Below are 11,736 nucleotides of genomic sequence, written 5' to 3' on the forward strand. Positions count from 1 at the left end.
GTCCAGGTCCGTCGCCGCACGGGCGTCCGTCAGGCGAGGGCGAGGAACTCGAGCTGGAGGTTGTCGGGGTCGCGGAACACGACGGTCGAGTAGGCGAACGGCTCCGTCTCGTCCCTGATGGGTGTGTGTGCGATGCCCAACTCGTCGAGCCAGGCCATCCAGGACTCCAGGTCGGTGCGCGAGCCGACCTGGAACGAGATGTGGTCAAGACCGGTCCGGGATTCGAGGAAGCCCTCGTGCTGGTTGCCCGTGTTCTTGTGCAACCCGATCACCAGGCCGGAATCGGGGGTGACCAGCAGCACCCCGTACCCCGTCGATTCCCGGTAGAGGTGGTTGAACTTGTAGTCGACGCGTTCGGCGCTGAACAGCCGCTGGTACCAGTCCAGGCTGTCGTCCAGGTTGGACACGGTGAAGGAGAGGTGGTGGACCCCGGTGATCCTGGGGCCGGCGATGACCTGGGCCATGGCATACCTCCGGTAGCGAGTCTTCAACCCGTCCGTTCCCCTATGGATCGATTGTCGGCGGGCGCCGCTTGGGGGTGCAAATCGTGTGGGATGCGGCGTGTGACGGTCTGCGGCAACGCATTTTGCCCTTCTGAAAATGCGTGCCACGTCATGGAAAATCCGTGCCACCGACGTACCGGATCCATTTCGCGGAACGCGCGGCGAGTTGTTGAATTCCGAACGAGTAGTACACTTGAGCAGGCACGGATCAGTTGGCAAGGCATCGATCACTCGGCACCTCCGGCGGAGGATCCCGGAGCGATCGCGAGAGGGTGCAGGTGGAATACGAGCGATCGGCAGGCATTGCGACCGCCACGCCGAGCCCCGACAGCACCATCACCTACCGGGCCGGAATGCGCCTCACCGCCGAACAGGCCGAATCCTCCGAGCGGCATTTCCTGCACCGGGAACACAACCCGTTCGGAGAGAACGGTCCGTTCTCGCATCTCACACGCCTCGCCGTCCCGCACTCCGCCGCCTCTCGCGGATTTCGCTTCGGCGCACATGGCCAGCTCATCGACGGACTGCTGTCCGCCCAGGTCTACGTCGATTCCCTGACAGGGGTCTCCGGGAAGAACGTGCCCCAGGATCCGATCGTCGCCGACGTGGTGACCTCGGGCTGGATCGAGTTCCTGGCGGGCAAGAAGACGTACCACGTCAAGCCAGGACAGATCTGCATTCGCGACACGAAGGCCTCGTGGCGATTCTCCTGCTCGTCGGCCACGAATGTGCACGTCATCTCCATTCCGCGCCACCTGGTGCTTCCGCACATCGCATCGGGGAAACGGCCGGGCCAGGCTTACGTAGCGGACACCGCGGCACCCGAGGTGCGGTTCCTCCTCAACTACCTCGAGGCGGTGCGGAGCAGCAGCCGGGAGTTGGAGACGTCGGTCACGGCCCGGCGCATGGCGCGTGATGCCTGCGCGGCCCTGTTCTCGGGCATCTTCTCGGATCGTCCGGGTTCGGCGCTCGAGGACCACCCCCGGGCCATCGTGGCGGCCGCCAGGAACGTCATCGAAAGGCATCTCGCAAGCGGTGACCTGTCCCCGGCGATGATCGCCCGGCACGTGGGGGTGTCCCTGCGGACGCTGCACCGGAGCTTCTCGGCCGCGGACGACTCCGTGATGGCCTGCGTCCGCAGGCGGCGTCTGCAGAAGGCCCACGACGAACTCGTGGACCCGGACACCACGGCCGGGATCGCCGAGATCGCGGCACGCTGGCGCTTCTCGGACACCAGTCACTTCATCAGGAACTTCAAATCGGGCTACGGGGCCACTCCCGCCGCATATGTGAGGGATCGCCGAGCCGTCGGCGGTGGCGACGACCCGGGCCGCGGCATCCTGTAGGGCCGGAGCCCTGTCACCGCTCGAAGGTGCCGTACATGGTCGCCCGCGCGATCGCGTGCGTGAACAGCTGGAACTCCATGAGGGCGGGGGCCGTCGCCTCGGACACGTCCAGCTTCTCCACGTCGACGGCATGCACCACGAGGAAGTAGCGGTCCGGGCCGTTCCCCGGAGGTGTCGCCGGACCGAGGTACCTTCGGTAGCCGGCGTCGTTGGGCAGCGTCACCGCGCCGCCCGGCAGCGCGCTTCCGTCTCCGGCCCCGGCCGGCAGGTCGGTCACGGAGGCGGGAAGGTTGGCCACGGCCCAGTGCCAGAAGCCCGAGGCGGTGGGCACGTCGGGGTCGAACATCGCGACCGTGAAACTGCGGGTCCCCTCGGGGAAGCCGGACCAGCTCAGCTGCGGTGAGACGTCCGATCCGCCCGCTCCCAGGATGCCGCTCACGTGCTCGCGCGCCAGTTGCCCGCCGTCCGCCAGGGACTGCGAGGTCACCGAGAATCCCGGGATCGGCGGCATGAAGTCGTAGGGGGCATAGGGCTTGATCATGACGGTCCCTCGCTTTCGGCTACGACGTGCCGCCCGTGCTCTCGCCGATCCAGACGGTCTTGGCGTTCATGAACTCGCGCATGCCCAGGTCCGACAGTTCGCGTCCGTACCCGCTGCGCTTCACGCCGCCGAAGGGGATCTCCGGGTAGCTGGTCGTGTTGCCGTTGATGAAGGCCATGCCCGACTGCACGTCACGTACGAACAGCGCCCGGTCCGCCTCGTCCTCGCTCCACAGGTTGGAACCCAGCCCGTACGGGTGGCCGTTGGCGATCCGGAGTGCCTCCTCCAGCGAGGACACCGTCCACACCTGCGCCACCGGACCGAAGACCTCCTCGTGGAACATCTTCATGTCGGGAGTGATGTCCGTCAGTACCGTGGGAGGGTAGAACCAGCCGGGCCGGTCGGGTCGTTCCCCGCCCACCAGCACGGTCGCCCCCTTGCTCACGGCATCGTCCACGTAGGCCTCCACGTCACGGCGGCCGGACTCGGTGGCCAGCGGGCCGACGTCGGTCCCGTCGTCCATCGGGTCCCCCACGACCAGCGCGCCCATCTTCGCGACGAACATCCCGATGAAGGCCTCGGCGATGTCCGCGTGGACGAAGAACCGCTTGCCGTTGATGCACGACTGCCCGTTGTTGAGGCATCGTGCCCTGACCGCGGCGTCGGTGGCCCGCTCCAGGTCCGTGGACGGCATCACAATGAAGGGGTCGGAACCGCCGAGTTCGAGGACCACCTTCTTGATCGCGTCCCCGGCGATGGCGGCCACCGACCGTCCCGCGGGTTCGCTGCCGGTGAGCGTCGCGGCCGCCAGGCGCTCGTCCCGCAGCACCTCCTCGACCCGTCCGGAGGAGATCAGCAGGGTCTGGAACACGTCGTCAGGGAAGCCCGCGTCACGGAAGAGCCGCTCCATGTAGAGAGCGGTCCGGGGCACGTTGGAGGCGTGCTTGAGCAGGCCCACGTTGCCCGCCATCAGCGCGGGCGCGGCGAACCGCATCGCCTGCCACAGCGGGAAGTTCCACGGCATCACCGCCAGGACCACACCGAGCGGCTGGTAGGTGACGTACGTCTGCCGCGCGCCGACGCCCGGGCCGTCACCGGGCCGGTCCCGCAGGAACGCGGGTGCCTCCGCGGCGTAGAAGCGCAGCCCGCGCACGCACTTGACCACTTCCTCCCGGGCGGCCCGGAGCGTCTTGCCCATTTCCGTGGTGAGCAGCCGGGCGACGGCGTCGGCCTCCTTCTCCAGGTGGTCGGCGGCCTGTTCGACCCATCCCGCTCGCTGCTCCGGTGTCGTCAGGCGGTACGATGCGGCCGCGGCGGCCGCCCGGGCCAGTTTGTCCTCGAGTTCCTCGGGGGTGAGTTCGTCGAACCGCTCGAGGATCTCGCCGGTCACGGGGCTGATCGTTGCGATGGCCATGCTTCCACGCTAGGACCGGCCATTCCGACCGGCAATTCAGGCCGCGGCCCAAGGCAACCGGCGTCGCGCGGACGTCAGCGCCATGGGGAGGCCGTCGTGCCGGCCGCCGTGCGCGGCGAGCGGGCAGCGCCGATCGCGCGCCGCAGACTGGCCAGCCAGATGGCGGCGTCCACGGCGTAGTAGAGCAGCGGGTCGGGGGCCCGGCCGTGCGACGCGAGGCAGACGTCGTGGATCACGGTGGTGTCGGCCGGGGCGTCGCCGGTGGTGCCGTCCACCGGGGCGGGCCGATCGTCGCCCGAGCGCAGTGCCTGGCTGAACGGCAGCGTGGACAGCCGTAGCCTGTGGGCGGCGTCGCGTAGATGCGTGGCGCTCCGCGGCCAGGCGGACAGCGCGCCCGGCGGGCAGTTGTCGAGCAGGACCTGCCCCATCGTGATGACCCGGTTGCCCACCAGCATGATCACCTGGAAGTCGGTGTCGGAGGCCGCGCCCTCGCGCCGCGGGGGGTGTCGTTCGGTGGCGTACTCGGCGTAGCTCGCCTCCGCGATCCGCTGGGCGAGCCTCGCCCTGGGCAGGGCGTCGGTGACCCGCACGCCCTCGGTGATGGTGCCGGTCACGTCCGTGACCGCGCGGGTGCCCTCGTCCAGCACGCGCGCGCAGGCCCTCCGCAGCTCCCCGGTGCCGCCGTGAGGCCATGCGAGCAGTCCGACGGCCGCGCCGATCAACGCCCCGGCCAGCACGTCCAGCACCCGGGCTGCCGCCAGCTCGGGCCCGCTGGGGGCCACCTGCGCGAAGGCCGCCGCCACGGTGAGGGTGAAGAACGCCTGCCCCCACCCCGGGCCCAGCACCGTGCCCGACGCGAACGCCAGCAGCATGCAGGGCGGCAGCATCACCGCGTACACGGCCGGCGCGTCCGCGGCGAAGTGCAGGATCAGTGCCGCGACGACCGCCCCCGCGAGTGTCCCGCGCAACGCGGGCCGCAGAGCGGTACGGGTGTCGGCGGCACTCGTCCGCATCACGGTCAGTGTCGTCAGCAGCGCCCAGAAGCCGTGCGCCAGGCCCAGCTGGCCCACGATCAGGCGGGCCGCCGCGAGGGCCACCGCGATGCGCACCGCGTTCTGGAAGCACACCGACCGCGGGGTGAGATGGGCGAGCACCCGCCGGTAGTACAGCTCCGCCGTCGACCGGCCCGCGTACCAGAAGGCGCCACGCACCTGCGGCGACGCGGTCCCGGCGGGTACCGGGGCGCCCATCGCGATCCGGGTCGCCGCCACCACCAGGTCCGCCGTGTGCGTGATGTCGAGGGCGATCGCGCCGTTCCGCACCATCGTCGCCGAGTCCGTGCCCGCCTCGCGCGGTTGGCCGCGATGCGACTCGAACGCCCGCACCGCGTCCCCGCACAGGGACGGCATCGGCGGCGGCGCCTTCCCCGTCAGGGCCCGCGCCACGTCCTCGCACGTGGCGGCCGACGCCAGCAGCAACCCCTTCGCGACGGGTTCGCTCAGTGCCGCCCCCTCGGCCGCCGACTCCTCCAGCTGCCGTGCCTGTGCCAGCAGATGCCGCAGGTGCCCGGCACCCTCGGACAGCGCCCGGTCGCGCGCCGACGCCGACACCGGACGCTCGTCGGCGGGTACGTGACTCATGCGCAGCGCCTGCGACACCTCCAGCAGCAGCGCCGGGTCGGAGCGCCGCGGCGGATCCGCAGCCAGGCCGTACAGGGCATCGGCGGCCACCCGCCCCGCCCGCGCCAGCCGGTCGTGGTAGCGGCCCGGACAAGCCGCCGGCCACAGCCACAGCTCGGCGGCCGCCATCAGGACCATGCCGGCGACCAGGCCCGTCAGCCGCAACCCCAACGTCGACGGCGCGTACGGCGGGAAGCACGGCAGGATGTAGAACAGCTGCAGCCCGTTGGCCAGCCCGACGAACTTCGGCCCCCCGACCCCGCTGTACGTCACGAGGAACCCCACCACGAGCATCCCCAGCGCCGCCGCCCACCCGTACACCGCCAGCCATGTGCCGAGCGTCACCAGCGCCATCGCGAGCGGCAGCACCGCCAGCAGCGTCACCGCCCGCTGACGCGGCGTCCCCGGCACGGACGACAACCCACCCGCCGCGACGGCACCGAAGAGGGCGTAGATCGCGACCGTCCGGTCGCCCAGCCCGTACCGGGCGGCATAGAACCCCGCGCACGCGACCACCGTGACGCGTGCGGCGCGACGGACCGCGGCCGACCCGGGATCCCGGGCCCGCAGCCACTCCGTCCAGCGCCGCACTCCCACCGGTCAACCGTAGGCCTGGGTGGGTGGCCGGGCGACCGCGCGCCTGTTCAGCGGACGTCGAACGTCCCTCCGGCGCCGGCGGCACACAGCGGCACGGGCCCGCTTCGGCGCGCCGGTGCCGCCGTGCGACCACGCGTCCGGCGTGGCACTCCCATCCACCAACCGTAGGTCCCGCCCGGGCACCGGGCCACCGCGCGATCGTGCGGTGCCGCAGTGCCGCCGTTCCCGCCCGGAGGGCGTGAAGTGGCACGCACATTCAACCGAGTTGCGGTCAGCGACCGGACGGCGACGGATCGCACTCCCCCACCCTCGGCTCCGGATGCGCGGTGACGGCAAGCGCAGGACCCTGGAGATATCCCAAGCGGAGCGGCGGCCATGCAGACCGGCGCAGCATTCCAAGACCGTCACGCTGCACCGGCGCGTAGAGCTGCCCGCCGGCGAAAGCGAGGCACCCCCATGCAGATGCAAGCAGCTCGGATGCACGGATACAAAGAACCCCTGCGAATCGACGAAGTGCCCATGCCCGACCCCGCGCCGGACGAGATCCTGCTGAAGGTCGCCGCGACCGGCATGTGCCGCAGCGACTACCAGCTCCTCAACGGCTACTTCGAGGGCCCGTTCCCCGTGGACCTCCCCTACATCCCCGGCCACGAGGTCACCGGCCGGGTGGCCGGCCTGGGCAGCGCCGTACCGAAATCGGTGGGGTACTCCGAGGGCGACATGGTCGTGGTCAACCCCAGCTGGGGCGACGGCACATGCCGCCAGTGCCGGGAGGGCAACGAACAGCTGTGCAGCGGCAACGGCAGGTGGGTGGGCTTCGGACCCCCCGGAGGCTTCGCCGAGTACATGGCCGTGGAATGCCGCCACGCGATCCCCGTCTCGGAGAACGCAGCGAAGGCGCCCGAGGTCCTCGCCCCGATGACCGACGCGGGCATGACCCCGTACCGCGGGATGCGCAAGCTCCGGGACACCGGCAAGCTCGGCCCCGGCCGTACCGTCGCCGTCACGGGCATCGGAGGCCTGGGCAGCTACGCCGTGCAGTACGCGAAGCTGCTCGGTGGCGGAGCGACCGTGGTGGCCCTCGCCCGCAAGGACAGCAAGCTGGACGTGGCGAAGGAGAACGGCGCCGACCACGGGATCAACGTCCGCGACAAGTCCACCGAGACCATCCAGGACGAGCTGGAACAGCTCACCGGCCGCAGGACGATCGACGCCATCCTGGACTGCGTCGGCAGCAACGCGTCGATCTCCATGGGGTTCGACCTGCTGGGCCCCGAAGGGGTACTGGCGGCCGTCGGCCTCATAAGCCACCACGTGGAGCACAAGCAGTTCCCCTTCGTGGGGACGGAGCTGACCTACATGGGCTCCTTCTGGGGCAACCACCTGGACCTGGTCGAGGTGCTCTCCCTCGCCGAAGCCGGCCTCGTCAAGCACAACGTCACCAAGGTCAGGCTCGAGGACATCAACGACAACCTGGAGGCCCTCGGCCGCGGCGACGTCGTCGGGCGCCTGGTCATCGTCTTCGAATGACGCCCGCGCGCCCGCGCGGTAGGCAGGCGGGCCCGCCGACGGGACGGCTCACGTGCGCGCCGCCCGCCTGTGTCAGGTGGGCGGCGCGCACGCTCGCGCCGTCTCAGATCAGGGCCGCGGGCCTGGAGGTGTCCGCGACGGGCATCCGGTCGGCGAGCCAGTCGTAGATCCTCCCGAAGGCGTACCGCTGTCCGCCGACGTGGCAATGCGCGCCGGCTCCCTCGGCGTCGGTCAGCCGCAGCAGCGTCTTGTCGGTCGCCGTCAGATGGCCGAACACTTCCTCGGGCTGCCCCTTGAAGAAGAGGTCGTCCTCGGCCTCGCAGATCAGCACGGCGCAATCGATCCGTTCCGCTATGCCGTCACGCACGTGGAAGTCCATCGTCCGTGCGGCGTACTCGCGCGGTGTGTCGCCGCCCATGACGTACATGCCGTGGGTGACGGCCCAGCGCGCCGTGGGGCTCGATTCGACGGCGGCGGCGAGTTGCTCGTCGATCTCCGGGGCTTCCGGTGCCTTGAGCGCCGCCCGCACCTGCTCACGATCGCCCTCCAGGAAGCGGGTCATGAGCCGGCTGAAGTCGTACACCCCGTCGACGGCCATGACGGCTTTGATGCGCGGTTCGAACGCGGCTGCCCGAAGGCAGAGTTCACCACCGAGGCTGACCCCGAGCAGGGCCACCTGATCGGCGTCCACACCCGGCAGTCCGGAGGCGTGGTCGATCACCGGCCTGACGACGTTCTCCCAATCCGGACGGAAGAGGAGGCCCTGGTGCCGGCGTGCACCGGGCTGGCCCGGCCCGTCGAAGGTCAGCGCGTTGTACCCGCGCTCTTGGGCGGCCACCGCGCCGAAGAAGTGCATCTCCTCCGCGGATCCGTCGAAGCCGTTGTGCATGACCACCACGGGCTGCTCGCCCGGAAGCGGGCTCGGATAGAAGTACCCGTGGAGCGTGGCGTCCTCGAAGGGGACGGCCACGCGTTCCACGGAGGTCCCGCTCAGCTCGACGAACTTCTGAAAGGCACCGACGGCCTTGTCATAGGTCGCGAGGATCCGCGGGTCCAGCGGATTTCCGTGCAGGAAGAACTCCGCCGTGCGGTAGTAGTTGGAGGCCCGCAGGTAACTGTCCCGGGCGGTGTTCTCGTGCCCCCGCGAACGGGCCTCGTCCCCGAAGTCACCGATGCGCTCAGCTGTGGCGAACCACTCGTCGAACCAACTGTCGTGGTTTCCCGGGCTGATCCGCTCGGCGGTGGACTCCACCTCGCCGAAGTCGGCACCCCCGTAGGCGATATGCCCCAGCGAACGAAGTGTCTCGAACCAGAAGTTCTCGTCCTGGGCGAAGAGCAGATGACGCACGTTTGCTCCTGACGTGGCTTGCTGTGATGCCGAGCCAGGCGCACGGAGCACGCGCTCACTGGTGCATGGGAACACCGACGTTCTGTCCCTGCTCGTCTGGTGACGGCGAGGTCGGTTCTCCGGGTTCAGACGTTCCGAATCTCAATATGCCAGGCCGGAACGTCCCGGCCGTACCGTTGGTGTGTACGGTCGAAGGGAACCATCATGACCATCGAGAATTTCACCCATCGATATCTCGGCGCGGGCAATTACGCTCCTCTCACCGAGGAGGTGAGCGCGTCCGACCTGCCCGTCACCGGCGAGTTGCCGCGCGAATTGAACGGGCGCTACCTGCGGATCGGACCGAACCCGCGGGGCGAGGTCGACCCGGCCACCCACCACTGGTTCAACGGCGCCGGGATGGTGCACGGCATCCGGCTTCGCGACGGCAAGGCCGAGTGGTACCGCAGCCGCTTCGTCGAGAGCGAGCAGGGCGCGCCCAACACCAACGTCCTCAGCCACGCCGGGCGCATCCTCACACTCATCGAAGCGGGCAGGCCGCCGGTGGAGATCAGTCCCGACCTCGCCCGCATGGCGGTCTGGGACTGCGACGGCGCACTCGACCGCGGCTTCACCGCCCATCCGAAGGTGGACCCGGCGACCGGCGACATGCACGCCATCACCTACAACCTGCGGTTCAACTCCCTCCGGTACGTGGTCCTGGGAGCCGACGGCAAGGCCAGGCACAGCAGTGACATCGAGGTCGACGACGGCCCGATGGTGCACGACATGGCGCTGACCGAAACACGCGTCGTCGTGCTCGACCTCCCGGTCACCCTTGCCGCCGCCAAGCGTCTCGCGCAGGCCGGCGGGCCCATGACCAGGCTCCCCCTCACCTGGGACGACCGGCACGCGGCGCGGATCGGGGTCCTGCCGATCGGTGGGACGGCCGAGCAGGTGCAGTGGATCGAGGCGCCGCGCTGCTTCGTGTTCCACGTCCTCAACGCCTTCGACAACGCCGACGGCTCGCTGACGATGGATGTCGTGCGGTACGACCGCATGTTCGTCCACGACGTCTGGGGGCCCGGCGAATCGACCCCGACGCTGGTGCGCTGGACGGTGAACCCGGCGCTGCGCACGGTCAGGGAGGAAGTGATCAGCCAGTTCCGCGTGGAGTTCCCGAGGATCGACCCCGCACTGACCGGCCGGGCACACCGCTACGGATGGTTCGCCGGCTTCAGCGCACACGGTCTGATGATCACCGACGACGTCGAACGCGACCCCACCGACGGCTTCGGCACCGGACCGTTGATCAAGGTCGACACCCACACCGGAGTCACCAGCGTCCACGACTACGGTCCCGGACGCGTCACGATGGAGCCCGCGTTCGTACCGCGGCCGGACGCCACGAGCGAGGACGACGGCTGGATCCTCTCGGTCGTCCATGACGCGAACGTCAACCGCGGCGAACTGGTCGTCCTCGACGCAGCCGACCTCACCGCCGCTCCGATCGCCAGGGTGCACCTGCCCAGCCGTGTCCCCTTCGGCTTCCACGGCAACTGGATCGACGACAAGAACATCGCGGGCTGACCGCCCGTTCATCGTGGTGGGCCGGCCGGACGGGTGCGGTCGCCCGTGACGGGATCACCGGCAGGTGCTCAACGGGGCGTCACCAAGTCGCCGGGGCCGCCGCCTGACCGTCGACGGGGATGTCCAGGCGGCCGGCCACGGAGGTGAGGGCCGGTCCCAGGGGGAGCTCGACGCGGGCGAGGGCGTACTGGTCGCCGCGGGTCGGGTCCCGGTTGACGATGAGCACCGGTTTCCCGGCCTGGGCCGCCTGCCGGACGAACCGGAGGCCGGACATCACCGTCAGCGACGATCCCAGTACCAGCAGCGAGGACGCCTGACGGACCAGCTCGCGGCACCGCTCGACCCGTCCCGGGGGAACGGCTTCGCCGAAGAACACCACGTCCGGCTTGAGGACGCCGCCGCAGACCGTACAGGGCACCACGCGGAAGTCCCCGACCTGGTCGTCGGTGAGGTCGGCGTCACCGTCGGGATTGATCCCCGCGGCCACCGGCTCGAAGCCCTCGTTGGCCGCCTCCAGCCGCCGGGCGAGTTCGCCGCGCGAGCTGAGGGCGCCGCAGGAGAGGCAGACCACCCGGGCCAGGCTTCCGTGGAGCTCCACCACGTCGTCGCTGCCGGCGGCCTGGTGCAGGCCGTCGACGTTCTGGGTGATCGCACCCGAGAGCAGGCCGTGCCGCCCGAACGCGGCCACGGCCTCGTGCCCGGCGTTGGGGCGGGCGCGGCCGAAGGTGCGCCAGCCCAGGTGGCTCCGCGCCCAGTACCGGCGCCGGGCCTGGGCGCTGCCGGTGAAGTCCTGGTAGGTCATCGGGGTGTGCCGGCTCAGGCTCCCGCCCTCGCCGCGGTAGTCGGGGATGCCCGACTCCGTGGAGATGCCCGCCCCGCTGAGCACCAGCACCCCGCCGGCCCTCAGCGCATCGGCGACCGGCTCCAGATCCGTGGTGCCCGGCGGTAGGTCCTCGGGAGGCGTCCAGCTCAGGGTGGGGCGCATGCGCATGCCGCAAGGGTACGCAACGGTGTGCCGGAGGACCTGACCGGCACCGTCGCCTTCCTCACCGGCGACGACGCCGCCTTCGTGACCGGCCAGACGATCATGGCCGACGGCGGCTACGCCCGCTGCGGGCCGCCCGGCGGCCCGCAGCACCCTACGGCGAAAGGCGGGGGGGGGGGGGGGGGGCCCCCCCCCCCCCCCCGGGGGGGGGGCCCGGGGGGGCC

At 70.4% G+C, this 11,736-nt stretch carries 9 protein-coding genes and 1 pseudogene; 4 read left to right on the forward strand and 6 right to left on the reverse strand.

Annotated features, from left to right (window positions below; translation table 11 throughout):
• Positions 1–29: 29 nt before the first annotated feature.
• Positions 30–464: a VOC family protein gene (locus tag ACFV3E_RS29510; RefSeq protein WP_500537417.1), complete on the reverse strand. Its 435-nt coding sequence runs from the start codon at positions 462–464 to the stop codon at positions 30–32.
• A gap of 317 nt (positions 465–781) precedes the next feature.
• Between ACFV3E_RS29510 and ACFV3E_RS29515 the strand changes: the two genes are divergently transcribed.
• A complete protein-coding gene (locus tag ACFV3E_RS29515; protein ID WP_500537418.1) occupies positions 782–1,849 on the forward strand; it encodes a helix-turn-helix transcriptional regulator in 1,068 nt (355 codons plus the stop codon).
• Positions 1,850–1,862: 13 nt separating this feature from the next.
• Here ACFV3E_RS29515 and ACFV3E_RS29520 read toward each other — a convergent pair whose 3' ends face one another.
• The 3 genes from ACFV3E_RS29520 to ACFV3E_RS29530 all read right to left on the reverse strand — a co-directional run bounded on the left by ACFV3E_RS29520 (position 1,863) and on the right by ACFV3E_RS29530 (position 6,080).
• A complete protein-coding gene (locus ACFV3E_RS29520; protein WP_499509805.1) occupies positions 1,863–2,390 on the reverse strand; it encodes a YbhB/YbcL family Raf kinase inhibitor-like protein in 528 nt (175 codons plus the stop codon).
• 19 nt (positions 2,391–2,409) lie between these two features.
• Positions 2,410–3,804, reverse strand: coding sequence for an NADP-dependent succinic semialdehyde dehydrogenase (locus tag ACFV3E_RS29525; protein WP_500537419.1), 1,395 nt, complete (start codon positions 3,802–3,804; stop codon positions 2,410–2,412).
• A gap of 74 nt (positions 3,805–3,878) precedes the next feature.
• The gene (locus ACFV3E_RS29530; protein ID WP_500537420.1) at positions 3,879–6,080 is read right to left on the reverse strand and encodes an FUSC family protein; all 2,202 of its coding nucleotides are present in this window, start codon (positions 6,078–6,080) and stop codon (positions 3,879–3,881) included.
• Between the two features lie 519 nt (positions 6,081–6,599).
• Here ACFV3E_RS29530 and ACFV3E_RS29535 point away from each other — a divergent pair.
• Positions 6,600–7,610: an NAD(P)-dependent alcohol dehydrogenase gene (locus ACFV3E_RS29535; RefSeq protein ID WP_500537421.1), complete on the forward strand. Its 1,011-nt coding sequence runs from the start codon at positions 6,600–6,602 to the stop codon at positions 7,608–7,610.
• A gap of 103 nt (positions 7,611–7,713) precedes the next feature.
• On the opposite strand, the gene ACFV3E_RS29540 is transcribed toward ACFV3E_RS29535, so the two are convergent.
• Positions 7,714–8,958, reverse strand: a complete 1,245-nt coding sequence (locus ACFV3E_RS29540; protein ID WP_500537422.1) for an alpha/beta hydrolase family protein — start codon at positions 8,956–8,958, stop codon at positions 7,714–7,716.
• Between the two features lie 204 nt (positions 8,959–9,162).
• Here ACFV3E_RS29540 and ACFV3E_RS29545 point away from each other — a divergent pair, with 204 nt between their 5' ends.
• Entirely contained in the window at positions 9,163–10,527 is a 1,365-nt protein-coding gene (locus ACFV3E_RS29545; RefSeq protein WP_500537423.1) for a carotenoid oxygenase family protein, read from the forward strand.
• A gap of 79 nt (positions 10,528–10,606) precedes the next feature.
• On the opposite strand, the gene ACFV3E_RS29550 is transcribed toward ACFV3E_RS29545, so the two are convergent.
• Complete coding sequence (locus ACFV3E_RS29550; RefSeq protein WP_500537424.1) at positions 10,607–11,518, reverse strand: NAD-dependent protein deacetylase; 912 nt, start codon at positions 11,516–11,518, stop codon at positions 10,607–10,609.
• Positions 11,519–11,539: 21 nt separating this feature from the next.
• On the opposite strand from ACFV3E_RS29550, the pseudogene ACFV3E_RS29555 reads away from it, so the two are divergent.
• Positions 11,540–11,736 (forward strand): annotated as a pseudogene (locus ACFV3E_RS29555) (hypothetical protein); the annotation flags it as partial.

This window comes from Streptomyces sp. NPDC059718 (genome assembly GCF_042733315.1).
In the GTDB taxonomy this organism is placed as follows: Bacteria; Actinomycetota; Actinomycetes; order Streptomycetales; family Streptomycetaceae; genus Actinacidiphila.